The sequence below is a fragment of the Chromatiales bacterium genome (assembly GCA_024234935.1).
GTDB lineage: Bacteria > Pseudomonadota > Gammaproteobacteria > Steroidobacterales.
The window spans coordinates 607,813-634,344 of sequence record JACKNI010000002.1 but is presented as its reverse complement, the minus strand read 5'-3'; the positions used below and the strand labels follow the sequence as shown (position 1 = coordinate 634,344).

The following is a 26,532-nucleotide window of genomic DNA, read 5'->3' as shown; positions in this document are numbered from 1 at the left end:
GCTACAGTCCCTGGGTCTCTGCATTGCCATCAATAAGGCGCCGGTACTCGGCGTAGGCGTAGCGGTCTGTCATGCCGGCCACGTAGTCGGCCACCGCGAGTGCGCGACCCGGCTCGCCGCGCTCGGCTTCCCACTGATGCGCCCGCGTCGCGTGTTCAGCCGGCATCGTTTCGGGGCTGTTCATGTAACAGGCGAACAGTTCCTTCAGCATGTTCTGCGCGCGCGAGGTCACCGCAAGCACACGCTCATGCCGGTACAGCCGCCGGTGCAGAAAGCGTTTCAGACCGAGATGCGCCGTACCCACTGCCGGGCTCAGCGCCACCAGCGGGTGCTTCAGGGCACGCACATCCTCGATGGATTCCGGCTCCCGGGCGGCGATGTTCCTGCCGGTCGTCCGGACCAGGTCGCTGACCACTTCGTTGATCATCCCGCGGATGGTTTCGTGGATCAGCACACGGCGCGATGCCCGCGGATTGGCCTCCAGCAACGGGAGGTAATGACGCCGGAACAGGGGCACCGCGCACAGCGCCTCCTCGGTCAGCAGCCCGGAGCGCAATCCGTCATCCACATCGTGATTGTTGTAGGCAATTTCGTCCGCCAGATTGACCACCTGTGCTTCCAGACCCGGCTGGTGTCGCAGCAGAAACCGCTCGCCGACTGCACCGAGCCGGCGCGCATTCCGTTTTGAACAGTGCTTGAGTATCCCTTCGCGGGTTTCAAAGCACAGATTCAGCCCGGGAAACGCAAGGTACCGGTCTTCGAGTTCATCCACCACCCGCAGGGACTGCAGATTGTGTTCGAAACCACCCCACGGTTTCATGCACGCATCCAGCGCATCCTCACCAGCGTGACCGAAGGGCGGGTGGCCCAGATCATGGGCCAGCGCGATCGCCTCGATCAGCTCCTCATTCAGATGCAGGGCACGGGCGACCGTGCGGGCGATCTGCGCAACTTCGATCGAGTGCGTGAGGCGGGTACGGTACAGGTCGCCTTCGTGATTGATGAAGACCTGGGTCTTGTAGACCAGACGGCGGAAGCCGCCGGAATGGATCACCCGGTCGCGATCGCGCTGGAACTCACTGCGGTATGCGTGCGACGGCTCCGCATGCTGCCGGCCACGACCCGACTCCGCGCGCGCTGCAAAGGGCGCCAGCCTGTTGCCTGGTCCGGCGCCCGGAAGCGCCGGGCGGTTGCGCGGCCGGGCCTGCTTCACCGCACAAACTGCTCGCGCAGGAAGTCGGCGAGTTCATGTGGCGCGTAGTCGGCGGTAATTCGGCCGGCACCGATACGGTCGAGCAGAACCAGGCGGATATGTCCGGCGATCACCTTCTTGTCCATGCCCATCGCGGCGAGGAATTTCCCCGGATCAACCGGCGGCGGATCTACCGGCAGATTCAGCCGGCTGTAGAGACGGCGGATGCGCTCGACCGCGGCTGCGTCGATGGTACCCAGCCGCTGTGCAAACGCGGCAGCCATGCAGGTACCGGCCGCCACCGCTTCCCCGTGCAGCCACTCGCCATAGCCGGCATGCAATTCGATCGCATGACCGAAGGTATGGCCGAGATTGAGCAACGCGCGGCGACCATGCTCGAGTTCGTCCTGCGCGACGATTTCAGCCTTGAGTTCGCAGGACCGCCGTATCACGTGGCGCAGGGCGGCCGGATCACGTTGCAAGAGGCTCTGGGTATGGGCTTCTATCCAGTCGAAGAACGCTGCATCGCCAATCAGTCCGTACTTCACCACTTCAGCCAGACCAGCCGAAAGTTCGCGGTCGGGCAAGGTCTGCAGGGTATCGGTATCGGCCAGCACGCACAGCGGCTGGTGGAAAGCGCCGATGAGGTTCTTGCCGCCCGGGTGATTGACGCCGGTCTTGCCACCCACGGCCGAGTCCACCTGCGCCAGCAGGGTGGTCGGCACCTGCAGGAAATCGACACCGCGCTGATAGATCGCGGCGGCAAATCCGGCGATGTCGCCTACCACGCCACCGCCCAGCGCAACGACCACTGCATCCCGTCCGTAGCGACCGGAGACGAGCGCATCGAGTACCGCGTTCACAGTGGCCATGGTCTTGTGGCGCTCGCCGTCAGGCAGGCTGAAACTGTTTACCCGGCAGCCGCTCATGAGGCCGCGCAGCGGACCAAGGTAAATCGGACCTACGGTGTCATTGGTCACGATCAGAACGTCGCGATGCTTCAGGTACGGCTCAAGAATCGTCGACTGCGACAGCAAGCCGCTGCCGATCAGAACAGGGTAACTGCGCAGGCCCAGGTCGACCGACAGGGTAATCAGCATCGTCTGTGACATCTGCGCATGGTACTCAAGCCGGGGACCGGGCGGCGAGATACTGGCGAATCTCGTGGACGACCGAAGCCACCTTGCGGTTATCCGTATCGATGACGAAATGTGCGATTTCGCGGAACTGCGGTTCGCGCACAGCCATCAGCCGATTGAGGATTTCACGCGGATTGCCGTTTTTCAGCAGCGGGCGGCCCCGACCACCGCCGGTGCGCTTGAGCTGCTGGTCGACACCGGTATGCAGATAAACGACCAGGCCACGCTCGTGCAGTCTGGCCCTGCTGTCCGGATTCTGCGCAGACCCGCCACCGGTTGCCAGCACGATACCCGGCCGCTGCGTCACTTCATCGATCACCCGGCACTCGCGCTCGCGAAACCCGGCTTCACCTTCGCGCTCGAAGATAAAGGGAATATCCACGCCGCTGCGCTTTTCGATGAGCCGATCGCTGTCGATGAATTCGCGGCCCAGCTCGCGCGCCAGCCGCTTGCCGACGGCCGACTTGCCGGAGCCCATAGGGCCGACGAGAAAGATGCTGGTTTCAGGCTGCATTGAAGCAGTGTTTGCGATCAGCGCAGGGCCGTCAACTGGCAGGCGCAGGCGGGGCAGAAAAGATCAGGCCGGCTTGCGCCGGCCTGATCAAAAGCCTGAAAACCCGCGCCCGGCTCAGGGTGTCGGCGGTGGAATCGTGCAATCCGTATTGGTTCCGGTTGGCACATCGACACCGAAGGGACTGAACTGGTTTGGTGGTGCAGAGGTCTCGGAAGCAACGTCGGCTGCCAGCACCTGCAGGGTAAATACGCTGGACTTGCTGAACTCACTGCCGGTGACGCTCGCTTTTGCCGTCAGTGTAGCCTCAAGCCACTGAGCGTAGTTCTGCGGGTAGAACACGCAGATGCGGGCGCGCCCCTGGCTGTTGGTCACGACATTGGCAGCGGTACCCTGAGCCCCGGCCGTCGCACAGGGTGCGCTCAGCGAGGCTGTTTCCGGAACGGCGGCAACCAACGCAATGTTGCCGGCTTCAAGGATGCCATTGTTATTGCCGAGACCACCGACATCCTCACCCAGGTTGGCGTCCAGAATGCCGTTCTTGTTGGCATCCTCATCCGGACAGAAGACCGGCGCATTGCCCGCGTAAGTCCAGATTCCGGGCGGGTCCGCCCACCCCAACTGTCCTTTGATGTACTGGCGGGAACGGATACTGGCCTGCACGGCCTTGTTGGCAACCGCATTACCGTCGACGTCAGTCACCAGGATGACCCATTCCTTGGCATAGGTGGCCGTACCGATCTCAAACAGCGTGTTGCCCGTTCCCAGGGTCAACGCGAGTTCCTGCCGGGCGACAGTCAATGCCACGGTGTCGGTGATGCCAGTGCCCTGTACGGTGGCACGAATGACGACGCCATTTACGGCGCTGGCATCAGCGCCGGCGGTAAAGACAGACTGGGCATGCCCCTGACTGTCGGTAATATCCTGCCCGACTGACAGCGAGCCGCCCGTCGATTCAAGTACGAACTGTACGGTCTTGTTCTTGACCGGGTTGTTGTTTGCATCCCGGACCACTGCCGTCAGTTGGCTCTGCTCCGCGACACCGACTGTCAATGGCGAGGCCTGCAGATCGACGGTGGCGGGGGTCGTGGCGACAAACTCCAACGAGCGGTTCGTGCTCGTCGCTTCGGGATTGGTCGCCGTCAATACCGCCGAGCCCGCGATGCTGGCACTGATCGTTACCGACGCATCGCCGGAGGCATCGGTCAGGGCAGAGCTTGCCGACAGCGTGCCCCGCGTAGTCGAGAAATTGATGGTGGCTCCAACCTGCGCGACTCCGTTCTTGGTCCAGCGCACGGTAATCGGTTGCACCGCACCCAGGTTTACCTCGGCGCCAGCGGTTGGTGCACTGAAGGCAAATACATCGCCCGATACCGTAAGTACCTTGGTCGCATTCAAACCCAGGCCACTGACAGTCAGCGTATCAGCTCCGGCAGCCGTCGCTGTGACATTGAACGGCACATTGCCGCTGGAATTGGTCGTCGTTACCGGTGCAGAAATCGTATTGCCGTTGGCCGAGGTGAGTGTCAGCACGGCGCCCTGGATACCGGCAGCTTTGGAGTCCTTGGCGACAGCCACATAGGAACCTGTATCGTTCAGAGCAAGTGCATCAGGGCCCGTAATGGTGATTGTGGTGCCCACCACATTGACGACGACGCTACCCGACGCCTGGCCTGCCGTAGCTGTAACCGTAATTGCGCGGTTCTGGGCATTGGTGCCGTTGGACAACTGCGCGTAAGCGATACCTGAACCGTCCGTAACGGCCTGGGTAACGGCGAGCGAGCCGGAACTGGCCCCGAACTGCACCGTAACCCCCTCGAGGACTGCGTTGCTCGCATCCTTGACCTGGGCCGTGATCGCAACCGTGTTGGCGCCACCCTGGTCGGACTGCAACTGTGGCGACGACGCCAGTACCGTAATGATTGCGGCTGCGGCGGCACCGCCACCCGAGCCGCTGATGGTGCCCGCACCACCGCCGCCGCAGGACGCCAGCGCCGCCGATACCAGCACCGCACCCAAAGAAAGCAATTTCTTCAACACAACAATTCCCTCTCACACACCCGGCGATCTCTGGCCTCGCCGTGGATGATTCCGTTCAATAAATGTTCGAGCCTTCCTTGAGAATCTTTGGTGTCACAAAGATCAGCAGTTCGGACTTGTTCGACACCTTGCGGGTCGAGCGGAACAGCACGCCGACACCGGGGATGTCACCGAGGAACGGCACCTTGCTGACCTGCTCGCCTTCTTCCGTCTCGTAGACGCCGCCGAGCACCACGGTCTGGCCGCTGTTGACCAGCACCTGTGTGTCGACGGCACGGGTATCGATGCTCGGCACCGAGCCGCCGCGTTCGTTGGATATGACTGCACCAACGCTGTCCTTGGTTACCTTGAGGTCCAGAATGATCCGGTCATCAGGCGTGATTTGCGGTGTGACGGTAAGGCTGAGGACCGCCTCCTTGAACTGCGTGGTGGTAGCACCGCTGGAAGATGACTCCTGGTATGGAATCTCGACACCCTGGCGGATCGAGGCCTCTTTCTGGTTGGCGGTAATGACACGCGGTGAAGAAATCACCTCGCCGCGGCCTTCAGCCTGCAATGCGGAGAGCTCCAGATCAACCAGATAGTCTTCGCCGAGCAGGGCGAGGCCGAGACGGCCGGCCGGATTCGCCACCGGCAGGTTCACGTTGTAACGATCTGCCAGCGCAGGCAGCTGTACCGGATACTTGGAGCCCGTGGACTGCTGGTTGGTCAGTGCGGAATTGACGATGGTGCTCGTGCCGGCGGCAGAACCGGATACGGCGACGAGTCCGTCGCTGGTATCGTGGACGCCGGTCACGCCCCACCGCATGCCGAGGTCGCGACTGAAATCATCGTTCACGATCACGATGCGTGACTCGATCAGGACCTGGCGCACCGGGATATCCAGCGTGCTGACGAGCCGGCGGATCTCCCTGATGTTCTCGCTGACGTCCTGCACGAGCAGCGTGTTGGTGCGTTCGTCGATCGCCACGCTGCCGCGCGCGGAAAGCAACGCATTACCCTTGCCACCCTTGCCCTTCATCAGTTCGGCGAGGTCGGCGGCCTTGGCATAGTTGACCTGCAGGAACTCGGACAACAGCGGCTCGAGTTCACGTATGTCCTTGCGGGCTTCGAGGTCGGCCTTCTCCCGTGAGGCGATCTCGTCAGCCGGCGCAACGATGATCACGCCGCCATTCTCGCGCATGTCCAGCCCCTTGGTGGCCAGGACGATGTCGAGCGCCTGATCCCAGGGCACGTTCTGCAGGCGGAGAGTGACATTGCCGGCCACGCTGTCGGACACGATGATGTTCCGCCCGCTGACATCAGCCAGCAGCTGCAGGACGGCCCGGGTCTCGATATCCTGGAAAGAGAGCGTGAGCCGCTCGCCCGTATACTCGCGATCCGGACTGAAGAGCGTCGGTTTCGTGCTCTTTTCTGCAGCGACTACCGGCGCGATCTCGACGGTGAAAACGCTGTCGGACTGGTAGGCGAGTTCCTGGAACGGCAGTTTGGCGGCGATGCTGATGCGCGTACCGGTGGAAGTGCCCGCCGACTCAATCGAGTTCACGGGCGTTGCGAAGTCGGTAACATCAAGACGCTTCTGCAGGTTGGCCGGAAGCGTTGCACCGTTGAACGAAAGCACCACCCGATCGCCTTCCTTGCGGACGTCGACCGGCGTGGCCGGGTCCGACAGCGTGATCACGACGCGCCCGGCACCATTGTCGCCGCGACGGAAATCCACACCGCTGACGCTGCGACCGGCTTTGGGAACCGCAACCACGGTGGCGGGTGCAGCGCCGGCCTCGGGGAACGAAGTCCCCGCAGCGGCAGCTTCGGGCGCACCGAGTGTCACCACGATGGCGTTGCCATCGACGCGGGTCTGGTAAGGCACCATTTTGTCGAGATTAAGGACAACGCGGGTCTTGCCGCCAGCCTCGGCGGCAAGAATCGTTGACAGCGGACCGATGTTGACGTCCTTGCGACGCTTGTCGAGTCCAAGCGTCGTGTTCTGCAGGTCGAGAGAGATACGGGCAGGGTTATCGATGGTGAAAGCCAGTGGCTCGGACGCGGCGCCGGATGTCAGCAGGCGCAGTTCGAGGCGATTGCCTGACAGCGACTGGACCTCGATGTCCTTCAGCTGGTTTGCTGCCGGCGCAGCCTGGGCCAGCGCGACAGACACTCCGGTCAACGCGATTGCCAGCGCGCCGATCCATGCGGCAAGGACGCGACTGACGGTATGCCGCCTGCCGGTTGGTCCTGCCATCTCAATGCCCCTGGTCGTGCTCATCATCCCGTACTCCCAACCATATTCTTGCGTCGGCAACTCAAATTCCGTGGCCCGCCGTGCGGGCACGGAAACCCCGCCTCAATTTCCAAGCGCGATAGAGGCCGACCGTTTGTAGAAGCCACCCATGCCATCCGGCACCAATTCCTCAACCTGGATCTCTGCTTGCGTCACGGCAACGACGCGGCCGTCGTACTGGCCGATATAGTTGCCGGGCAGAACCTTGTGCAGCAAACCGTCTCTGGTCTGCACCAAGCCGTAAGTAGCCTTGCCCTGACTCAGCGTGCCTGCCATTGAAAGCGTATCGAGCGGGAACTGCTCCAGATACTCCTTGGGGCGGGCCGAATCCGGACGCGGACCCGTTATACCTGCGCGACCCTGCGGCTGGTCCGGGACGAACGGCGAACGCAGCGACTCGGCCGCGTAGCTGAAGGTCTCGTATGGCTTGACCTGCGGCAAGGCTTCAATGCGGCCACCCGGCCGCGCCTTGACCGTGTCGATGTACTTTTCAAGATCCGACTTGCTGCCACCGCAGCCGGTGAGCAGTGCGGATGCGAGCAGGATCCCGGCACCGGCCTGCCGGAAGCGAAAGCTGTACAGCATGGATAGAACCCTGATCATCTAGCCTTTCTTCCCCGACTTCGCCTTGGCCGGCTTTATGCCCTTGCTGTTCTCGCGGGTCGTTCGGGATTTCTTGCCGCGCGGCCCCTTGGCTGCAGCCTCGGCATCCGCCGCAGCCTGCAACTCCTCCTCATCCAGATAGCGATAGGTTTTCGCGGTGACGTTGAGGACCAGCTCGTCAAAGCCAGGGTTCTTGCCCTTGGGTGTGATCTCGATATCGTGCAGCGTCACGATACGGGGTAGCGCAGCGATGTCGCTCACGAAGCGGCCGAACTCATGATATGAGCCTGACAGGCGGATCTTGATGGGCTTTTCCGCGTAGAAATCCTTGCGGACTTCTTCTGCCGGCTGGAACAGCTCTTCCTGCAGGCCGGCACCGCGGCCGGTCTGGGAGATGTCCACCAGCAGATTGGGGATTTCAGTCTTGCCGGGCAACTGCCGGAGCATCGTGCCGAAGGAGCGCTCAATTTCGGCAAGCTGCGCCTTGTACGCAGTGAAATTGGCTGCCTTGCGTTGCTTGCTCTCGAAGGTACTGCGCAGCTCACGCTCTTCGGCCTGCGCTTTTTCGAGTCTCGGCATCTGGTTTTGCCAGACAAAGGTCCAGAAACCGCCGGCACCGGCAATCACGAACAGCAGCGCGATGAAGAATGCCTGGATCGGGAACGGCCAGCGGCCGATGTCGTTGATATCCAGGTTGCGGAGATCGTCAAGGAAGTTCATTTTGCGACCCCCTCATCATCCGCCTTGGACACCTGGCTGGCCGTCACCACAAACTGCGATGAGCGACCGGCAAACTCGCCGGTCTCCTGCGGCACGCCCTTCTTGTTTTTCGCTCCTGCCTCACGCACCTCAACGACCTCAAGGTCAGGCTGCGTGAACCATGGTGACTTGTCGAGATTGCGCATGAAGGCGGATACACGGGTATTCGATTCGGCATCACCGCGGATTTCCACGCGCTTGCCGGACTGCTTCACCGAGGTCAGGCGCACACCGTCAGGCAACGTCCTCACCAGCTCCTCGAAGACATGCACGATTTCCGGCCGGCTGCGCTGGAGCTGCTCGATGATTTCCATGCGCGCCAGCAGCCGCTCTTTCTTGGCTTCAAGATCGAGGATCTCGGCTATGCGTCCATCGAGCAGCTTGATCTCGTCTTCGAGCAGCTTGTTGCGGGCCTGCTGGTTGCTGACCACCCCGTCCATGACGAGGTTCGAGACGAGAATCACCAGGCCGGCAGCGGCGACGGCCGCACCCAGGCCGATAAAGAACTGGTTGCGCCGCTTGGTGCGCAGTTCATCGCGCCAGGGCAATAGGTTTATGCGTGGCATATCAGTCGAAACTCCGAAGCGCGAGCCCACATGCGGTCAGCAGTGCAGTGGAGTCCTTGCGGATACCCTGTGATTTGGCCCGGCTGGAGATCTTCATCTGGCCGAGTGGATCACCGATCTCGGTTGGTATGCCGACCTTGCTTGAGATGACGTCTGCAACACCCGGTATGTTTGCGCAGCCACCGCAGACCAGAATCTGGTCAGGCTGCTCGCGACCGCCGCCGGACGCGAGGAAGAACTGCAGCGAACGGCTGACCTGCTGGGTCATGTCATCCATGAACGGGTCCAGCACTTCGGGCTGGTAGTTCCCCGGCAGTCCGCCCTCTTTCTTGGCGCGCCCTGCATCTTCGAGGCTGAGGCCATAGGTGCGCATGATTTCCTCGGTGAGCTGCTGCCCGCCGAAGGAGAAGTCGCGCGTGTATATGACCCGCATGTCCTGCAGGACGCTGAAGGTTGTGTTGCTGGCACCGAAATCGACGATGGCGATCTGATGCTGCATGCCTCCGTCCGGCATCTGGTGCATGAGCAGGTGGCAGGCGTTCTCGAGCGCAAAAGGCTCCACGTCGACGACGCGGGCCACAAGACCCGCTGCTTCGACTGCGGCTTTTCGCTGATCGACATTCTCGGTACGGGTTGCGACCAGCAGGATGTCGAGCATTTCGGGATCCGTTGCCGAAGGCCCCATCACCTCGAAATCAAAACTGACCTCTTCCATCGGGAAGGGAATGTACTGATCGGCCTGGATCTCCACCTGGCCTTCGAGCTCACGCGCGGTGAAGCGCCGTGGCATCTGGATGATCTTGGTGATGGCGGCATCGCCGCCGATCGCGATGGCCGCATCTTTCGAGCTGGTGCCCGCACGCTTGACCGCGCGGCGAATGGCCTCGCCCACGGCCGGCGCATCGACGATCGTTTTCTCGTTGATCGAGTTAGGTGGCGTTGGCTCCGCAGCATAGCTCTCCGCACGGAAAGTCTTGCCGCTCTGAGACAACTCAACGAGCTTGATCGATGAAGTTGTTATGTCAAGGCCAATCAGAGGCCTGGAACGTGAACCGAAAAGCACAGCTTTTCCCTTCTAAACCCGGAAGTTGCGCGAACAAAGTCTTCGGCACGTCACGAATTGCATTTAACCATATATCACTGCCGATAGAAACGCGATGTGACGACCGTCACCTGTTCAGAAACACCGCTGCCATCAACCGGCGAAGGCAGACTGCGACGCTTCCGATCCAGAAGCCCGATCAGCGGATAAGCAATGCATGGGGAACAGCGCGCTCTGGCCGCGGGTCACGATCTGGATCGCACCCGAACCGGCAAGCACAGAAGAGTCGTACGCAGAGGGTACAGATGACGGATACAGCAGAAAATCCGTAATCTGGCGGCCCCGCTGTCGTAGGATCCTGCGCTTGCGGCGGCGCCCAAACACGGCGCAATTCCTCAAGCAGTCCCGTAGACCGGTAGCTTTGCGTCCCCACCTTTCAGTAGGTTTGCCCAAAAACCGCGGCCAATATGCATAATCGTTACCGGCCGCGCAAGGTACCTTTCCCGCTTCTCAATGAAATTTCTGATTCGAGTCCTGCTGGCACTGCTCGGCATCGTGCTTACCGGTGCCATCGCCGGTGGCGTAACCGCCGGTACAGCCTGGTATTTTCTTTCGCCAGGCCTGCCTTCTGTCGAGCACATGCAGGACGTTCCACTGCAGGTACCACTGCGCATCTATTCCCGTGACGCACGTCTCATTGCGCAGCTCGGAGAGTACCGCCGCATTCCGGTCCGCTACAGCGAGATTCCGGCGGTGGTCGTGCAGGCCGTGCTTGCCGCAGAAGACGACCGCTTCTTTGAACATCCGGGTTTTGACTATGAAGGTCTGATGCGTGCGGGCAGCCACCTCGTACTGACCGGCAGCCGGACGCAGGGCGGAAGCACCATCACCCAGCAACTTGCGCGGGCCTATTTTTTGAGTCCCGAACGCACCTTCGTACGCAAGGCCAAGGAACTTCTGCTGGCGCTGAAGATCGAGCAGGCCTTCAGCAAGGAAGAGATCCTCGCCCTTTACCTCAACAAGATTTTCTTCGGCCAGCGCGCTTACGGTATCGCGGCGGCAGCTGAAGTCTATTTTGGCAAACCGCTCGATCAGCTGTCTGTGGCGGAAGCTGCAACCATCGCCGGCATACCCAAGGCACCCTCGTTGCTGAACCCGGTGTCTGACCCGGTACGTGCAGGGGAACGCCGAGCCTATGTGTTGCGCCGGATGCTGGAACTTGAGTTCATCGACGAGATTGCATACCGGAAAGCGCTCGCCACACCGGTCGAGTCGCAGCTGCACGTACCCGCGGCCGAGCTCGATGCGCCCTATATCGCGGAAATGGTGCGAGCTGAAATGGTGACCCGTTTCGGCACGGACATCACCAGCCAGGGCTACCGGGTAACCACGACCATCGACAGCCATCTGCAGAACAGCGCGGACCGCGCACTGCGCACTGCCTTGCTGGAGTACGACCGGCGACACGGGTACCGCGGTCCCATTGCCCATGTGGACAAGGCCCTGCCGACAGACGATGCGGGACGACAGCAGCTGCTGGACGCATACCCGGTGCATCCGGATCTTTACCCGGCCCTGGTGACGCGCCTGCACCCGGACAACTCGGCAACACTGTACATACACGACGTGGGCCTGGTCACCATACCGTGGGCCAACCTGAAGTGGCGACGCTATGTGGATGACGCGAGCGTCGGCCCGGCCCAGAACGCCGTTGCGGAGATCGTGTCGACCGGCGATATCGTCTATCTGCTGCGTACCGTCAGCCGTGGCTGGCTGCTCGCACAATTGCCGGAGGTACAGGGTGCGCTGGTTGCGCTGGACCCGATGGATGGCGCGATCGTGGCACTGGCTGGCGGCTACGATTTCTTTGCCAGCAAGTTCAACCGGGCAGTGCAGGCAAAACGCCAGCCAGGCTCGTCATTCAAGCCATTTGTCTACTCCGCTGCGCTGGAGAACGGTTTCACGCCGGCGACGATCGTCAACGATGCACCAGTGGTGTTTGAGAACACCGGCACCGATGCCGACGAATGGCGGCCACAGAATAATTCCGGGCAGTTTTACGGCCCTACCCGGCTACGCGAAGGGCTGGTCAAATCCCTGAATCTGGTCACCATCCGCGTTCTGCTGAGTGTCGGCGTTGCCAGGGCAATCAATTACATCCGGCCATTCGGCCTGCCGGACAGCGCCATGCCGCCAAACCCGACCATGGCACTCGGCAGTGGTGAAGCCACACCACGGGACATGGCCGCCGGCTTCGCAGTCTTCGCGAATGGCGGCTATCGCGTCGAGCCCTACCTGATCGAGCGGATCGAGGATGCCTACGGGACGGTGATTTTCCAGGCGCCCACCCGAATGGTCTGCGCGAGCTGTGCGCCACGCTGGTTCGGCCCGAACAGGCCGCAGGCTGAAACCAGTGTCGACGCAACGCCCGTGCAGACCAGGACAGGTCCGGAGATTCCCGCTTACCTGGATGCGGAAGAGATGATCGCGCATGCCGGGACCTGGCACCCGACGGCAATCGAAGCGCCGGAGTTCATGTCGGCCGCCCGCCGGGCACCACGGATCATCACCGCCGAGAATGCCTACCTGGTCTACGACATGATGCGCGACGTGATCAGGCGCGGCACCGGCGTACGCGCTCGCGCGCTTGGCCGTGAAGATATCGCAGGAAAGACCGGAACCTCGAATGACCGCCGCGATGCGTGGTTCAGCGGCTTCAACGGCCAGCTGGTCGCCACTGCCTGGGTGGGCTTTGATCAGGAGCGAAGCCTTGGACCTCGTGAGGAAGGCGGCCGGACCGCACTGCCCATGTGGTTGTACTTCATGGCCGATGCCTTGCACGGCGTACCGGAGACACCGCTACCGCGACCGCCAGGCATCGTGACCGCACGCATTTCCGCCGAAACCGGAATGCTGGCGTCCTCAGGCGAGCCCGGCAGCATGTTTGAACTGTTTCGCGAATCCGACCTCGAAATACTGGATGCTGCCAGCAGCCTGGCAACAGGCCGCGGGCAGCAGGCTGCGCCAGCGGGAAACGAGAATGAGATTTTCTGACCGTGACCGTCCGGATCATCAGCGCCTGGCTCTCGCCGTTGAAGCGGCGCGGATAATCCAGGAAGAAGGCCTGCTCGATTTTCGCAGCGCCAAGGCCAAGGCAGCGGCGCGCCTCGGGCTGGGACGACGGGCCCACCTGCCAGACAATACCGAGATAGAGGCTGCGCTCGCCGAGCGCAACCGGATCTTTCACGGCGAAACACTTCCGGAGCTGCTCTCGACACTGCGCCAGGCAGCCTTTGAACTGATGCGCGACCTCGACAGTTACCGGCCGCGACTCGTAGGCGATGTACTGAGCGGCAACGCCACGATTCATAGCAGCGTTGATCTGCATCTGTTCAGCGATACCACCGAAGCAGTCGGTACCAGCCTGGAGTCACTGGGGCTCGGCTACCGGATAACCGCCCGGCGTCATCGGCTCCGCCACGACAAGGTGGAACAGTTTCCCGGCTATCGCTTCAGCGCACATGGCTGCGATTTCAGCAGCACGGTATTCCCGGTGCGTCTGCGAGGCCATGCGCCGCTGAGCCCCGTAGACGGGCACCCCATGCGACGGGCAGGTATCCGCGAACTGGCGGCGCTGCTGGAACCGCCGGCGGAACCGGGTGCATCAACCTCAGGCTGAGCAGCGTACTCAGCGCTTGCTGACGTCCAGATAGTCGCGGCGCGTAGGGCCCGTATAGAGCTGGCGCGGCCGGCCAATACGCCCATCCGGATCGGTGATCATTTCCCGCCAGTGCGCCACCCAGCCAACGGTCCGCGCGATGGCAAACATCACGGTGAACATGGACTTGGGTATACCCAGCGCCCGATAGATGACGCCGGAGTAGAAGTCGACGTTCGGGTAGAGCTTCTTTTCGATGAAGTAGGGATCCTTCAGCGCGATCTCTTCCAGCTGCAGGGCCAGATCGAAGAGCGGCTGGTTCCGGCCCAGACGCGCAAGCACCTTGTGACAGGTCTCACGGATGATCGTCGCCCGCGGGTCATGGTTCTTGTACACGCGATGACCGAAACCCATCAGACGGAACGGATCGTCCTTGTCCTTCGCCCTGGCGATGTACTTCGGGATATTGGCAACCGTACCGATCTCTTCGAGCATCTTGAGTACGGCTTCATTGGCCCCGCCATGCGCAGGCCCCCAAAGCGCCGAGATACCGGCCGCTATAGCAGAGTAGGGATTGGCGCCCGAACTGCCCGCCATGCGCACCGTCGAGGTGCTGCAATTCTGTTCATGGTCAGCATGCAGGATAAACAGCAGGTCGAGGGCTTCCGCGGCGACGGGATCGATGTGATAGTCCTCTGCCGGCACCGCAAAGAACATGTGCAGCAGGTTCGAGCAGTAGTTCAGGTCGTTGCGCGGATAGGTAAAGGGCTGGCCCAGGGAATGCTTGTAGGCAGCCGCCGCAATCGTCGGCAACTTGGCGATGATCCGGTGCGCGAAGATATCGCGATGGCGCGGATCGTGGATGTCCGTGGTGTCATGGTAGAAAGCAGACATCGATCCGACCACGCCGGTAACCATGGCCATCGGATGTGCGTCGTAGTGAAAGCCGTTGAAGAGACGCAGGATGGTCTCGTTCAGCATCGTATGGGTGCGAATGGAGCGATCAAATTCAGCCAGCTGGGTCCGCGTAGGCAGATCGCCATACAACAGCAGCCATGCCACTTCAATGAAGGAACTCTTGCTGGCCAGCTGCTCGACCGGGTATCCCCGGTACATGAGGATGCCCTTGTCGCCGTCGATATAGGTGATCTTGCTTTCGCAACTGGCAGTTGAGCCGTAACCGGGATCGTATGTAAACAGGCCCTGGGAGGTGAACAGGCTGCGGATATCGACGACATCCGGGCCCGTGGTTCCGGAACGCGCTGCGAGTTCAAACTCCTTGCCCGAGCTGGTCTCCCTGACGATATAGCTTCGTCCGTTCTGGTTAGCGTCGCTCATGTGATTTATCCGGCTCCCAGGTTTGTATTGCGACGACGAAGTTCAGCCGCCGTACCGCCTAGACAGCACCGGGACCAAACAGCGCCACATTATAGGGAACGAGACCAGACCATGCACGAGCCGGTGCAGGTCATCGCGGGATGTCAGCGTTTGAGGGTGCTGAAAAAAAACGGCGCGGCTGAAATCAGGCGCGAGCGTATTTGCGGCGGAACTTGTCAACCCGTCCGGCGGTATCCAGCATTTTCTGCTTGCCGGTATAGAACGGATGACAGGCAGAACAAACCTCGATACTCAGATCGCGTCCAAGCGTGGACCGGGTAAGGAATTCGTTGCCGCAGCTGCAGGCTACTTTGATTTCCGCGTAGGCGGGATGTATGTCGGCTTTCATGATCGCTGGCACCGCTGGTGGGGATTCGCCCGAAGACCGGTACGGCCAAAGGGCGCCGAAGAATAGCGACTAGCCTTCCCCATGGCAAGCCGGGATGTTATCCACAAAAGCTGTGGATAACTCTGTGGAGACATTGATTTCATGCGGCTGCGGCTGATGCGACCCGCGGAAAGCTGTTGTTTTGGCGAAGAAATAGCCAAAACAACAAGTCTTTTGAAAACAATGGCCTAACGCGCATTGATAGGTACCGAACTTAATACCACGACTCTATCCCCATGATATTTGACCCCTCCCGCCGCCTTGTGCATAAGAGCTGCCGCGGCAGCGACTCAGTCCAGCTTTGACAGCACCTCCTGCAGCCGTCGCAGCGCCGCCCGGCGATGGCTGCGCCGGTTCTTTTCGGCCGGATCCATGCTGGCGGCGTGTTTTCCGCTCTCAAGATCGATGAACACCGGGTCGTAACCGAAGCCTTCCGTGCCGCGACAGCTTTCGGCAACTCTTCCCTCCCAGACGCCTTCCGCAACCAAGGGTGATTCATCATCCGCATCGCGCACGAAAACCAGGCAGCAGCGATACCGCGCCGTGCGCTGTGCGACGGGTACGCCAGCCAGTTCGGCAAGCAGCTTTTCATTGTTGGCCGTATCGAGGGCGTCGGCACCAGCGTACCTGGCGGAATAGACGCCGGGTGCGCCGTTCAGGGCATCGACTTCAATACCTGAATCATCCGCGAGAGCCGGCAGCCCTGTTACCGCGGAGGCATGCCGGGCCTTCAGCAACGCATTTGCGCAGAAGCTCGTGCCGGTCTCCGCAGCCGGATCAACGCCGAGCGCGGATTGCGCGATCAGCTGCCAGCCGGAACCGAGTAGCTGCTGGAACTCACGGATCTTGCCGGGATTGCCACTGGCCAGTACCAGCTTGCGTGGCGCTGACATGTTTCACCCGCCGGACTCGACCTCAGCCGGTCCGCCCCTGGTTGCCGGGCTTCTGCCGGACGCGCCAGTCATCGATCGCAGCCGTCTGCGCCACCATGATCTCGCGGATGCCGGTCGCTGCAAGGTCGAGCAGCGTGTTGAGTTCATCGCGGCGGAAAGCATGCCCCTCGGCGGTACCCTGCACCTCGATGAAACTTCCGGCTTCATTCATCACGACGTTCATATCGGTTTCGGCGGCAGCATCTTCGGCGTAGTCGAGATCCAGAACCGGCTGGCCACGGAAGATTCCGACCGACACGGCGGCGACCTGGCCGTGCAGCGGGCTGGTCGCGATGGCACGATTGCGCAGCAGCGATTCGATCGCAATCGACAGCGCCAGAAAGCTGCCCGAGATCGCGGCGGTTCGCGTACCACCATCGGCCTGCAAGACATCGCAATCGAGAGTGATCGTCCGCTCACCGAGCGCTTCGAGATTGGCTGCCGCACGCAGCGAGCGGCCGATAAGGCGCTGGATTTCGAGGGTTCTGCCACTCTGCTTGCCCTGCGCTGATTCGCGACGCATGCGGCTGTGTGTCGAGCGCGGCAGCATGCCGTATTCGGCGGTAATCCAGCCACGCCCCGTATTGCGCAGAAAGGCTGGTACGCCGGATTCGACGCTGGCGGTACAGAGCACGCGCGTGTCGCCGAAACTCGCCAGCACGGAACCCTCGGCGTGGCGGGTAAAGCCGGTCGTAAAACTGACCGGGCGCATTTCGGCAGCCAGACGGCGACTCGGCCGCGGCGATATATCCGTCTCAGGCATCTGATCCAGTCCTCGTGTGCCCCTTGCGGGCTTCAGCTCATTCCAGAAAACGCAGCGCAACTGCAGATGTGTTGTCGCTGTGCGGGCTGCTGATGCGTACCGACTGTTCGCCGATGCGGCGCAGACCGGCAGCGAGCGCCTCGCCATCCGTACCCAGGCTGGCCAGCCGCTCATCGCCGAGTCCGGACCACAGCCCGTCAGAACAGGCGACCAGAATATCGCCACGCTCAAGGCGCTTCTGGCGCGTGATCGTCATGCCCGGCAACCAGGTATCGCCGCCCAGACAGCACTCCACGTAGTTGCGCATCGGATGTGCCGCGATATCCGCCTCTGTGATGACGCCGTCCTGGAGCAGGAGCTCCACATGGCTGTGATCCCGGGTACGCTCCAGCACCTTGCCTTCGCGGAGGTGATAAACCCGGCTGTCGCCGACGTGGGCAAAAAATGCGGTGCCGTCCTGCACGAGGCATAGTGCACAGGTCGCGCGCGGACGCGCCTCCATGGACAGGCTCGCGCCCAGCAGCACGAGATTGGCATGTGCCCGTCCGATGGCCAGATGCAGAAAACCGATCGGATCGAAAACCGGATGCCGGATACGGCCAAAGGCATCCCGGATGGTTTCGGCGGCGAGCTTTGCTGCGCCGGCCCCGTCGGAATGGCCGCCCATGCCGTCTATGGCGATGAGCAATACCGACTTCTCTCCCGCAATAACCAGAACCCGGTCCTGATTTTCTTCCCGATTACCGATCAGGCTCAGATCTGCATACTCGACTCGCAAGGCGACCTCACCCGGAAAAGCCCATGTGTACAAGAAAACTGGGGTGCGGAACTACAATGTACCGCTGCGCATGACAGTCTAAGCGCCGCCCCACGGCGATGCACACAATCTTTGCCATAAAGCAGAGGCACAGCCATAGCCCATATACTGGGCCAGCCATTTTCAGCCGGAGTACCGCACTTGATCCGCAGCATGACGGGTTTCGCACAGTCCGATACCGCTACCCCTCAGGGTGTCCTGCTCTGGGAGCTGCGCTCGGTAAATAACCGCTACCTCGAAGTCCAGCTCAGGCTGCCTGAGCTGTTCCGGCCCATCGAGAACGAAGTGCGGCAGCTGGCGGCTGCGCGGCTGGGACGCGGCCGCATCGAAGCCAGCCTCACCCTGCGGAATCCCCAGGGACAGCAGGCGGCCAGTCAGCTCAACCTCGCGCTGGCACGGCAGATCATCGGTCACGCGCGGGCCCTGGCCGATGAGATCCGGAATACGGCGGCGCTGAACCCGCTCGAACTGTTGCGCTGGCCCGGGATCCTCGAGCAGGAAGAACAGGATTTTTCCGCCCTGTTGCCGAAGGCGATCGCCGGGTTTGACGCGGCATTGACCGACCTCGACGATGCCCGCGCGCGGGAAGGCGCGCGCATCGGGGAAATGTTCGAGAGACGGCTGGCCGAAATCGAAAGTAGTGTCGCGGCTGTCGTCGCTCGCCTGCCCGCCGTGCTGGCGCGCATCCGCGAACGGCTGGCCGAACGTATCGAGGCACTGGGCATCCCCGCCGACCGCGAGCGCCTGGAGCAGGAGATCGCGTTGCTCGCGCAGAAACTTGATGTCAGCGAAGAACTGGACAGACTGACCGCCCATATCGCGGAGTTCCGCAGCAATCTGCGCTCCGGCATCCCGGTCGGGCGCCGACTCGATTTCCTGGTGCAGGAATTCAACCGTGAGGCCAATACCCTGGCCTCCAAGTCTGCCGACGCAGATACGACCAGGCAGGCCGTGGATATCAAGGTGCTGATCGAGCAGATTCGCGAGCAGGTTCAAAACGTCGAGTAAGGCTGATGTCTGTGCCGGATTTGCCGCAAACGGAAAACAGCGGGCCGACGACCGGCACGCTGTTCGTGCTCTCTGCGCCCTCCGGCGCGGGAAAGACCACGCTGGTCAAGGCGCTGATGGCGCGCGACCCGGCACTCTGCTTCTCGGTGTCATTCACCACGCGCAAGCCACGCCCCGGCGAAGTACCGGAGCGCGACTATTTCTTCGTCGATGCGGCACGCTTCGGGGAGATGGTCGCGGCCGGCGAGTTTCTGGAACATGCCCGCGTGTTCGGCAACCTCTATGGCACCAGCCGCGCACAGGTCAATGCGATACTCGCCGAGGGGCGGAACGTGCTGCTCGAGATCGACTGGCAGGGTGCGCGGCAGATCCGGAAGAACGCGCCGCACTGCTGTTCGATCTTCATCATGCCGCCCAGCGCAAACGAACTCGAACGCCGCTTGCGCAGCCGGGCGACAGATTCTGACGACGTGATCCGGCAGCGCCTCAACCAGGCCTTCGACGATATGGCGCACTGGCACGAGTTTGACTACGTCGTGATCAATGCCGACCAGCGGCAGGCCTGCGATGACCTTACCGCGATCATCGAGGGCCATGGACAGCACCTGTCCACGAAGTCTCCTGAACGCGCCGCAGCGGTCCGGGCGATTCTCGCCAGCTGAGCAGGTCCGCCCACACACTTAGACCAAGTTGGTATAAGCGATTGCGGCGCGTCTTGTGCCGCGGCTAGAGTCTGCATCCAGTCATCCGCAGCGCAACCCAGGAACACCAAATGGCCCGCATTACCGTCGAAGACAGCCTGCAGAACGTATCCAATCTGTTCGAACTGGTGCTGGTGGCCGCCAAGCGCGCCCGCCGCATTGCGAACGGTGCCGAGCCGCTGGTCGAGCGGGAGAACGACAAGCCCACGGTCATCGCGCTGCGCGAAATCGCTGAAGGCCTCATAACCCGGGATCTGCTCGCCGAAGCAGACCAGACACCGGAAGACCGTCTGGCCATCGAGCAGGCCGAGATGGCACTGGCCGAAGTGCCGCTGCGGCTGGACCAGCTGGATGATGATATGCCGGACTGATACGGCGATTTTCAGGAATTGCCGTTGAGGCCACGCCGGCCGGCAGGGAGGGCGCTAGAATCCCTGCCATGGACTACGCTGCCACCATTCTCAATCACCTGCCGCTGACGCGTCGCACCAGCGGGCTGGCCGGTCTGCTCGCCAAGACCTCCTACCTGACCCGCCAGCAGCTCAAGCTGATTTCCGAAGCACATGCCTTCAGCGCCAGCCGCCATGAAGGACAAAAGCGGCAGTCCGGCGACGCCTACATCACGCATCCGCTCGCTGTGGCCGGCATCCTTGCCGACCTCCATCTGGACTACCCGAGCATCGCGGCCGCGCTTCTGCACGATGTCATCGAAGACACGCCAACAGCCAAGGATGAAATCGCCCAGAAGTTCGGCGCCGAGATCGCCTCGCTGGTCGATGGCGTCAGCAAACTCGAGAAGCTGAACTTCAACAGCCGCAGCGAAATGCAGGTCGAGAGCTTCCGCAAGATGATGCTCGCGATGGTGCAGGACATCCGGGTGATCCTGCTCAAGCTCGCCGACCGCCTGCACAACATGCAGACCCTGGACTCGGTGTCGCCGGAGAAGCAGAGCCGTATCGCCCGCGAAACCCTGGAAATCTACGCGCCGATCGCCAACCGCCTCGGCATGAACTCGCTCAAGACGGAGCTGGAGGATCTGGGCTTCCGGTATGCGCACCCGTTCCGCTATCGCGTACTCGACAAGGCCGTACGCCGGGCCGAGGGCAACCAGCGCCAGTTCGTCAAGAATATTTCCGAGAAGCTCAATCGGGCGCTGCGCGAAGCGGGTCTGAACGCGACCGTGACCGGGCGCAAGAAACATCTTTACAGCATCTACCGGAAGATGGAGACCAAGAAGCGCTCGATGGCCGACATCGCGGATGTCTTCGGCTTTCGCGTCGTCGTCGACTCAGTGGATGAGTGCTACCGCGTGCTGGGCGTTGTACACCAGATCTTCAAGCCGATGCCCGGGCGGTTCAAGGATTACATTGCGATTCCGCGCATCAATGGCTATCAGTCCCTGCACACCAGCCTGTTCGGCCCCAGCGGTACGCCGATCGAGGTGCAGATACGTACCACCGAGATGGCGCGCGTTGCCGAAACAGGTGTTGCGGCCCACTGGCATTACAAGGAAACCGACCAGGAAGTACCGCCGCCGCAGGCGCGTGCCCGCGAGTGGCTGGCCAGCATCAACGAGATGCAGTCTTCGGCCAACTCCGAAGAATTCATGGAGCACGTCAAGGTCGACCTGTTCCCTGATGCCGTCTACATCTTCACGCCCAAGGGCGAAATCATGCGTCTGCCGCGCGGCGCAACCTGTGTGGACTTTGCCTATGCGGTGCACACGGATGTGGGCAACCGGTGTGTTGCCGCCAAGATCGACCGGCGACTGGTGCCCTTGCGCACCCAGATCGAAAATGGCCAGACCGTCGAGATCATCACGGCCAAGACGGCCCGACCGAATCCGAGCTGGGTCAATTTTGTGGTCACCGCGAAAGCGCGTACCGCCGTGCGCCAGTACCTGAAGAACCTGCGCCAGAACGAAGCCCAGGATCTGGGTCGCCGGTTGCTCGATCAGGCCATGCGTGACGCCGGTACACCCTTGCGGAAGATAAGCAGTGAACGAATGCAGGCGCTGCTGACCGAACTAAAGTTGAAGAGCGCCGACGAACTGTTCAGGCAGCTCGGACTGGGGGAGCGTCTGGCACCGCTGGTCGCCAAGACCATCCTGCAACCCGCCGCCGTCGCGGGCAGCAGCACCGGGGCGACTCCGGCGCCGGCTTCGGCACCGACACCGATTGCCATTGCCGGCACCGAAGGGCTGGTGGTGTCGTATGCGCGCTGCTGTCACCCGATCCCGGGCGACGCGATCATGGGCTATCTGAGCGCCGGCCGCGGCGTGGTGATACACCGCAACGTCTGCGGCAACCTCAGCGAATACCGGAAGCAGCCGAACAAGTGGATAACGGTGAGCTGGCAGCCCGGCATAGACCGGGAGTTTTCTGCGGAAATACGCATCGATGTGGACAACCGGCCCGGTGTGCTCGCTGAAGTTGCCAGCCGGATCGCGGATGCGGGCTCGAACATCGAACAGGTTTCCATCGACGAGCGCCACGATGATTCGGCGGCGATGCTGTTTTCGATCCTGGTCCGCGACCGCAAGCAGCTGGCGCAGGTCATCCGCAGCATACGGCGCATGAAAGTCGTGAAGAAACTGAGTCGCACCTGTACCTGATCCTGTTCCGGAGTCTTATTTGTCATGCCCAGACAAGCCATCAACAGCCAGAATGCACCTGCTGCAATCGGCACCTATTCGCAGGCGATCCGCGCCGGAGACGCCGTGTACCTCTCGGGTCAGTTACCGCTTGATCCTGCTACCGGGCAACTCGTCGAAGGCGATATGCGCGCGCATGTCCGCCAGGTCTTCACCAACCTGGCCGCCGTCGCCGCAGAGGCCTGCACCTCGCTGGACAGCGCCGTAAAGGTCACGGTATTCCTGACCGATCTGACGCACTTTGGCATCGTCAACGAAGTGATGGCCGAGTTCTTCACGCAGCCCTATCCTGCCCGTGCGGCCATCGGTGTCGCCTCCCTGCCGCGCGGCGCTGCTGTCGAGGCGGATGCAATCCTCGTCCCCTGAACTCCGCTCGCTGCGCGGGGTCGGACCAGCCGCAGAAGAACGTCTGCTCCGGCTCGGCATCAGCCGGCCGCTGGACCTGCTGTTCCTGCTCCCGCAACGCTATGAAGACCGCACGCGACTGACGGCCCTGGGCGCGCTCCGGCCCGGCCAGCGGGCGGTTGTCGAAGGTGTGATCGCCGTGGCCGACGTCGCCTTTCGGGGACGACGCAGCCTGCTGGTGCGCATTACGGACCGCACCGGTCAGCTGACGCTGAGGTTCTTTCATTTTTCACGCGCCCAGCAAAACAGTCTCGTCGCCGGCACCCGATTGCTCTGTTTTGCTGAAGTACGGTCCGGCCCGCTGGGCCCGGAAATGGTGCATCCCGAGTACCGGGTACTGCAGCCCGGCCAATCCGCACCGCTTGAAGACCGTCTGACACCCGTATATCCCACGGTCGAGGGCCTGGCCCAGTTCCGGATCCGCGACCTTACCGACCAGGCGCTGAGCCGGTATCTCGATACGCTGCCAGATGCGCTGCCGGAGGCGGAGACTGCAGGCCTGCACATGCCTGCACTGCGCGATGCACTGCAATTCGTCCATCGGCCACCCGCGGGCGCCGATCTGCAGTTGCTCGGCGCTGGCATGCATCCGTGCCAGCGCCGCCTCGCGCTGGAAGAAATGCTGGCGCATCACCTGAGCCTGCGACAGATCCGTGAACGCGCGCGCGAGGATCGCAGCATCGCCCTGCCGGCAACACTGCCGGCTGCCGTCAGCCTGCGAGAGCGCTTCGTGCAAAGCCTCGGTTTCGCACTGACCGGCGGACAGCGGGCCGCACTTGCGGATATCGATACCGATCTCGCCCAGCCCCATCCGATGATGCGCCTGGTTCAGGGTGACGTGGGCTGCGGCAAGACGGTGCTCGCGGCAGCAGCGGCGCTCACGGCCATCGCGCACGGCCACCAGGTTGCCATCATGGCGCCCACTGAGTTGCTGGCCGAGCAGCACCGCAATACCTTCCGGCGCTGGCTGGAGCCGCTCGGCCTCGCTGTGGTCTGGCTGTCGGGCAGCCTGCGCAAACGTGCGCGCGAGCAGGCCCATGCAGCGGCGGCCGATGGCTCGGCACAGCTGATAGTCGGTACGCATGCGCTGTTCCAGTCGGACCTCAGCTATCGCAGCCTGGCGCTGGTGATCGTCGATGAGCAGCACCGCTTTGGCGTCCATCAGCGGCTGCAGCTGATGGACAAGGGCGCCAGCGATGTGGCGCGCCCGCACCAGCTGGTGATGACCGCGACACCGATTCCGCGCACGCTGGCCATGACCATCTACGCCGATCTCGACACCTCGGTCATCCGCGAACTGCCGCCCGGTCGGCAACCGGTCACGACCATCGCCTTGCCTGACAAGCGACGTGCCGAAGTGGTGACTCGCGTACGCGACGCCTGCCTCGCCGGCGCACAGGCCTACTGGGTCTGTCCGCTGATAGAGGAATCGGAACATCTCGAATCGCAGGCCGCCGAGCCAACCGCAGCGGCGCTCGCCGAAGCGCTGCCTGAAATCCGCATCGGCCTGATTCACGGGCGGATGAGCGGGACAGAAAAGGAGCGGGTGATGAAGGCCTTTGTGGCCGGCGAGCTCCAGCTTCTGGTCGCAACCACCGTCATAGAGGTCGGCGTGGATGTACCCGGTGCCAGCCTGATGATCATCGAGAACGCCGAGCGCCTCGGTCTGTCACAACTGCATCAGCTGCGCGGGCGGGTCGGGCGAGGACGCGACTCCAGTACCTGCGTCCTGCTATACAAAAGCCCGCTGGCCGAAATGGCGCGCGCCCGACTGGAGGTATTGCGCGCCACCAACGACGGCTTTGAGGTGGCACAGCGCGATCTGGAGCTGCGCGGACCCGGTGAGGTGCTTGGCACGCGGCAGACGGGGCTGATGCAGTTGCGGGTCGCCGATCTGGTCCGCGATGCTGACCTCGCGCCGGCGGTGCAACGGATCGCGCGCGCACTGCTGGCTACAGGAGCGCCAGCCGTGGAAGAACTCGGACATCGCTGGATCGGTACGGGCGACCGATACGGCGCGGTCTGATTTCCTTGCCGGCGGCGAACCAGGCTCGGCTAGACTTGGCCCGGGAGTTCCTATGACCTCAGATTCATTGCACGGCATCACCCGACTGGGCACAGGGCTTATCGATCAGGCCCGGCAATATGCGCGGCTCATGCGCCTCGACCGGCCGATCGGTATCTGGCTTTTGCTGTGGCCAACGCTCTGGGGGCTCTGGATTGCGGGCAGCGGACGCCCGCAGGCACGCGACTTCATCGTCTTCGTGAGCGGCGTGATCGTGATGCGTTCAGCCGGCTGCGTGATCAACGACTTTGCCGACCGGCGGATAGACGGCAAGGTGCAGCGCACCCGCGACCGGCCGCTCGCCGCCGGCAAGGTCGCGCCCGTCGAGGCACTCGCGCTGTTTGCGGTGCTCGGGCTGATCGCGCTGGCGCTATTGCTGTTGCTCAATCCACTGGCGCGCCTGCTGGCACTCGGGGCTGCGGCGCTGACCGTCATCTATCCCTTCAGCAAACGCTGGCTGGCCGCACCGCAATTCCTGCTTGGCGCGGCTTTTGGCTGGGGTATCCCGATGGCTTTTGCCGCCGAGACCGAGGCGGTGCCGCGCCTCGCCTGGCTGCTGTGGCTGAGCGTGGTGGTCTGGGCAGTGATCTACGACACCATGTATGCGATGGCCGACAGGGAGGACGATTTGCGTATCGGCGTGAAGTCCACGGCCATCCTGTTCGGCAGCGCCGATCTATTCATCATCGGACTGCTTCAGCTGGTGCTGATCACCGGTCTGCTGCTCACCGGGCGTGAGGCCGGGCTGGGCATCTGGTATCAGGCCGGCGTGCTGGCCGGTGCCATCCAGCTCATCACGCAGCTCTGGCTGATCCGGGAGCGCGATCCAGCTGCGTGCATACGGGCATTTCGTGCCAATAACATGTTCGGCGCGACCATCTTTGCGGGCATCGTGCTCGACTACACCTTCAGCCTGCCGGCCTGAGCCACCTCCTCCGGTCTGAAAGCGGCGCTCCGCGTCAGCTGGCGGGGTCAAAGAGCATGGGCGACAGTCCAGACCTCCAGGCTCGCGGCACCCGCCCGACGCAGCGCCCCGGCCACAGCCTCGGCAGTCGCACCGGTAGTCAGTACATCATCGATCACCAGAACATGGAGACCTGGCGCCAGCGGGCGAGCAGCGAAGGCAGCATGCAGGTTCGTACGACGTGCGGTCGCGCTGAGCGCTGATTGCGCCGGCGTGGCGCGTACCCGCTGACAGACGCCGGGAGCCAGTCGCCAGTCCAGATGCCGACACAGGCCGCGGGCGATTTCCTCAGCCTGATTGAAGCCGCGCTCCGCCTGGCGACGCCAGTGCAGCGGTACGGGCACAACCAGATCCGGAGGCCGGAGCATTACCGGCGGACGCATGGCCAGCAGTTCACCGAGGGCCCGCGCCGCCGCCAGCTGCTTGCCGAACTTGGCCTCGGCGATCAGGCGATCGACCGGGTACTCATAGGCGAGTGCCGACCACGCCCGATCGAAGCCCCGCAGGGCTGGCACACGATATGGCGGCAACCAGGGCAGATCGGCAAGACATCCGGCGCACAACGGCCGGCGTGCGATCGACTGCCCGCACAGGGCGCAGTGCGGGGGCAGGAACACGTCCAGAATCTCGTCAACCTTGACCCAGCCCATGAGTTGACAGACCCCGCA

General features: G+C 62.6%; 24 protein-coding genes and 1 riboswitch. Of the genes, 9 read left to right on the top strand and 15 right to left on the bottom strand.

Translation table 11 applies throughout. From position 1 onward, the window contains the following. Position 1: 1 nt before the first annotated feature. The 9 genes from H6979_08360 to H6979_08320 form a co-directional block, all read right to left on the bottom strand. A complete protein-coding gene (locus tag H6979_08360; protein ID MCP5139855.1) occupies positions 2-1,213 on the bottom strand; it encodes a deoxyguanosinetriphosphate triphosphohydrolase in 1,212 nt (403 codons plus the stop codon). Further along, the gene (gene aroB / locus H6979_08355; GenBank protein MCP5139854.1) at positions 1,210-2,292 is read right to left on the bottom strand and encodes a 3-dehydroquinate synthase; all 1,083 of its coding nucleotides are present in this window, start codon (positions 2,290-2,292) and stop codon (positions 1,210-1,212) included. Before aroB ends, H6979_08360 begins: the two co-directional genes overlap by 4 nt. Before the next feature lie 25 nt (positions 2,293-2,317). Further along, on the bottom strand, positions 2,318-2,845 hold the full coding sequence (aroK, locus tag H6979_08350) for a shikimate kinase AroK (protein ID MCP5139853.1): 528 nt from the start codon (positions 2,843-2,845) through the stop codon (positions 2,318-2,320). 114 nt (positions 2,846-2,959) lie between these two features. After that, a complete protein-coding gene (locus tag H6979_08345) occupies positions 2,960-4,879 on the bottom strand; it encodes an Ig-like domain-containing protein (GenBank protein MCP5139852.1) in 1,920 nt (639 codons plus the stop codon). A 58-nt stretch (positions 4,880-4,937) separates the two neighbouring features. Continuing rightward, positions 4,938-7,124 (bottom strand): type IV pilus secretin PilQ, encoded by a 2,187-nt coding sequence (locus H6979_08340; protein MCP5139851.1) that lies wholly within the window; start codon positions 7,122-7,124, stop codon positions 4,938-4,940. Positions 7,125-7,226: 102 nt separating this feature from the next. After that, complete coding sequence (locus H6979_08335; GenBank protein MCP5139850.1) at positions 7,227-7,748, bottom strand: pilus assembly protein PilP; 522 nt, start codon at positions 7,746-7,748, stop codon at positions 7,227-7,229. Between the two features lie 18 nt (positions 7,749-7,766). Then, entirely contained in the window at positions 7,767-8,486 is a 720-nt protein-coding gene (locus H6979_08330) for a type 4a pilus biogenesis protein PilO (GenBank protein ID MCP5139849.1), read from the bottom strand. Further along, on the bottom strand, positions 8,483-9,091 hold the full coding sequence (locus H6979_08325; GenBank protein ID MCP5139848.1) for a PilN domain-containing protein: 609 nt from the start codon (positions 9,089-9,091) through the stop codon (positions 8,483-8,485). Before H6979_08325 ends, H6979_08330 begins: the two co-directional genes overlap by 4 nt. Before the next feature lies 1 nt (position 9,092). Further along, the gene (locus H6979_08320) at positions 9,093-10,127 is read right to left on the bottom strand and encodes a pilus assembly protein PilM (protein MCP5139847.1); all 1,035 of its coding nucleotides are present in this window, start codon (positions 10,125-10,127) and stop codon (positions 9,093-9,095) included. Positions 10,128-10,465: 338 nt separating this feature from the next. After that, positions 10,466-10,593: riboswitch (cyclic di-GMP riboswitch) on the bottom strand. A gap of 53 nt (positions 10,594-10,646) precedes the next feature. Between H6979_08320 and H6979_08315 the strand changes: the two genes are divergently transcribed. Continuing rightward, the gene (locus tag H6979_08315; protein MCP5139846.1) at positions 10,647-13,187 is read left to right on the top strand and encodes a penicillin-binding protein 1A; all 2,541 of its coding nucleotides are present in this window, start codon (positions 10,647-10,649) and stop codon (positions 13,185-13,187) included. Then, the gene (locus tag H6979_08310) at positions 13,174-13,812 is read left to right on the top strand and encodes a hypothetical protein (protein MCP5139845.1); all 639 of its coding nucleotides are present in this window, start codon (positions 13,174-13,176) and stop codon (positions 13,810-13,812) included. Before H6979_08315 ends, H6979_08310 begins: the two co-directional genes overlap by 14 nt. A 9-nt stretch (positions 13,813-13,821) precedes the next feature. Here the strand turns inward: H6979_08310 and H6979_08305 are convergent, their stop codons facing one another. The 5 genes from H6979_08305 to H6979_08285 form a co-directional block, all read right to left on the bottom strand. Then, positions 13,822-15,129, bottom strand: a complete 1,308-nt coding sequence (locus H6979_08305) for a citrate synthase (protein MCP5139844.1) — start codon at positions 15,127-15,129, stop codon at positions 13,822-13,824. A 184-nt stretch (positions 15,130-15,313) separates the two neighbouring features. Then, positions 15,314-15,517, bottom strand: coding sequence for a 50S ribosomal protein L31 (gene rpmE, locus H6979_08300; GenBank protein MCP5139843.1), 204 nt, complete (start codon positions 15,515-15,517; stop codon positions 15,314-15,316). Between the two features lie 329 nt (positions 15,518-15,846). Next, complete coding sequence (gene rdgB, locus H6979_08295; GenBank protein MCP5139842.1) at positions 15,847-16,449, bottom strand: RdgB/HAM1 family non-canonical purine NTP pyrophosphatase; 603 nt, start codon at positions 16,447-16,449, stop codon at positions 15,847-15,849. A gap of 22 nt (positions 16,450-16,471) precedes the next feature. Then, on the bottom strand, positions 16,472-17,251 hold the full coding sequence (gene rph, locus H6979_08290; protein MCP5139841.1) for a ribonuclease PH: 780 nt from the start codon (positions 17,249-17,251) through the stop codon (positions 16,472-16,474). Positions 17,252-17,288: 37 nt separating this feature from the next. After that, entirely contained in the window at positions 17,289-18,062 is a 774-nt protein-coding gene (locus H6979_08285; GenBank protein ID MCP5139840.1) for a serine/threonine-protein phosphatase, read from the bottom strand. Between the two features lie 147 nt (positions 18,063-18,209). Here H6979_08285 and H6979_08280 point away from each other — a divergent pair, with 147 nt between their 5' ends. The 7 genes from H6979_08280 (at position 18,210) to ubiA (ending at position 25,825) form a co-directional block, all read left to right on the top strand. Continuing rightward, positions 18,210-19,076 carry a YicC family protein gene (locus tag H6979_08280; GenBank protein MCP5139839.1) on the top strand — a complete coding sequence of 289 codons (867 nt, stop codon included), beginning with the start codon at positions 18,210-18,212 and terminating at the stop codon, positions 19,074-19,076. 5 nt (positions 19,077-19,081) lie between these two features. Next, positions 19,082-19,738, top strand: coding sequence for a guanylate kinase (gmk, locus tag H6979_08275; GenBank protein MCP5139838.1), 657 nt, complete (start codon positions 19,082-19,084; stop codon positions 19,736-19,738). 110 nt (positions 19,739-19,848) lie between these two features. Further along, the gene (gene rpoZ / locus H6979_08270) at positions 19,849-20,148 is read left to right on the top strand and encodes a DNA-directed RNA polymerase subunit omega (protein MCP5139837.1); all 300 of its coding nucleotides are present in this window, start codon (positions 19,849-19,851) and stop codon (positions 20,146-20,148) included. 68 nt (positions 20,149-20,216) lie between these two features. After that, positions 20,217-22,391, top strand: a complete 2,175-nt coding sequence (locus H6979_08265; GenBank protein ID MCP5139836.1) for a bifunctional (p)ppGpp synthetase/guanosine-3',5'-bis(diphosphate) 3'-pyrophosphohydrolase — start codon at positions 20,217-20,219, stop codon at positions 22,389-22,391. A 24-nt stretch (positions 22,392-22,415) separates the two neighbouring features. Further along, positions 22,416-22,796, top strand: a complete 381-nt coding sequence (locus H6979_08260) for a RidA family protein (protein ID MCP5139835.1) — start codon at positions 22,416-22,418, stop codon at positions 22,794-22,796. Next, a complete protein-coding gene (recG, locus tag H6979_08255; GenBank protein ID MCP5139834.1) occupies positions 22,777-24,861 on the top strand; it encodes an ATP-dependent DNA helicase RecG in 2,085 nt (694 codons plus the stop codon). The genes H6979_08260 and recG overlap by 20 nt, the downstream gene beginning before the upstream one ends. Before the next feature lie 52 nt (positions 24,862-24,913). After that, the gene (gene ubiA, locus H6979_08250) at positions 24,914-25,825 is read left to right on the top strand and encodes a 4-hydroxybenzoate octaprenyltransferase (GenBank protein ID MCP5139833.1); all 912 of its coding nucleotides are present in this window, start codon (positions 24,914-24,916) and stop codon (positions 25,823-25,825) included. 47 nt (positions 25,826-25,872) lie between these two features. On the opposite strand, the gene H6979_08245 is transcribed toward ubiA, so the two are convergent. Beyond that, positions 25,873-26,514: a ComF family protein gene (locus H6979_08245; GenBank protein ID MCP5139832.1), complete on the bottom strand. Its 642-nt coding sequence runs from the start codon at positions 26,512-26,514 to the stop codon at positions 25,873-25,875. Positions 26,515-26,532: the final 18 nt, after the last annotated feature.

What these genes read in the sequence shown, in the direction of transcription:
- ubiA (MCP5139833.1), top strand. Translation starts at nt 24,914, where the DNA reads ATGACCTCAGATTCATTGCACGGCATCACCCGACTGGGCACAGGGCTT.
- rpoZ (MCP5139837.1), top strand. Translation starts at nt 19,849, where the DNA reads ATGGCCCGCATTACCGTCGAAGACAGCCTGCAGAACGTATCCAATCTG.
- recG (MCP5139834.1), top strand. Translation starts at nt 22,777, where the DNA reads ATGCAATCCTCGTCCCCTGAACTCCGCTCGCTGCGCGGGGTCGGACCA.
- H6979_08305 (MCP5139844.1), bottom strand. Translation starts at nt 15,129, where the DNA reads ATGAGCGACGCTAACCAGAACGGACGAAGCTATATCGTCAGGGAGACC.
- H6979_08330 (MCP5139849.1), bottom strand. Translation starts at nt 8,486, where the DNA reads ATGAACTTCCTTGACGATCTCCGCAACCTGGATATCAACGACATCGGC.
- H6979_08310 (MCP5139845.1), top strand. Translation starts at nt 13,174, where the DNA reads ATGAGATTTTCTGACCGTGACCGTCCGGATCATCAGCGCCTGGCTCTC.
- H6979_08340 (MCP5139851.1), bottom strand. Translation starts at nt 7,124, where the DNA reads ATGGCAGGACCAACCGGCAGGCGGCATACCGTCAGTCGCGTCCTTGCC.
- H6979_08315 (MCP5139846.1), top strand. Translation starts at nt 10,647, where the DNA reads ATGAAATTTCTGATTCGAGTCCTGCTGGCACTGCTCGGCATCGTGCTT.
- aroK (MCP5139853.1), bottom strand. Translation starts at nt 2,845, where the DNA reads ATGCAGCCTGAAACCAGCATCTTTCTCGTCGGCCCTATGGGCTCCGGC.
- H6979_08335 (MCP5139850.1), bottom strand. Translation starts at nt 7,748, where the DNA reads ATGCTGTACAGCTTTCGCTTCCGGCAGGCCGGTGCCGGGATCCTGCTC.
- rpmE (MCP5139843.1), bottom strand. Translation starts at nt 15,517, where the DNA reads ATGAAAGCCGACATACATCCCGCCTACGCGGAAATCAAAGTAGCCTGC.
- H6979_08265 (MCP5139836.1), top strand. Translation starts at nt 20,217, where the DNA reads ATGGACTACGCTGCCACCATTCTCAATCACCTGCCGCTGACGCGTCGC.
- H6979_08325 (MCP5139848.1), bottom strand. Translation starts at nt 9,091, where the DNA reads ATGCCACGCATAAACCTATTGCCCTGGCGCGATGAACTGCGCACCAAG.
- rdgB (MCP5139842.1), bottom strand. Translation starts at nt 16,449, where the DNA reads ATGTCAGCGCCACGCAAGCTGGTACTGGCCAGTGGCAATCCCGGCAAG.
- gmk (MCP5139838.1), top strand. Translation starts at nt 19,082, where the DNA reads ATGTCTGTGCCGGATTTGCCGCAAACGGAAAACAGCGGGCCGACGACC.
- aroB (MCP5139854.1), bottom strand. Translation starts at nt 2,292, where the DNA reads ATGCTGATTACCCTGTCGGTCGACCTGGGCCTGCGCAGTTACCCTGTT.
- H6979_08245 (MCP5139832.1), bottom strand. Translation starts at nt 26,514, where the DNA reads ATGGGCTGGGTCAAGGTTGACGAGATTCTGGACGTGTTCCTGCCCCCG.
- rph (MCP5139841.1), bottom strand. Translation starts at nt 17,251, where the DNA reads ATGCCTGAGACGGATATATCGCCGCGGCCGAGTCGCCGTCTGGCTGCC.
- H6979_08260 (MCP5139835.1), top strand. Translation starts at nt 22,416, where the DNA reads ATGCCCAGACAAGCCATCAACAGCCAGAATGCACCTGCTGCAATCGGC.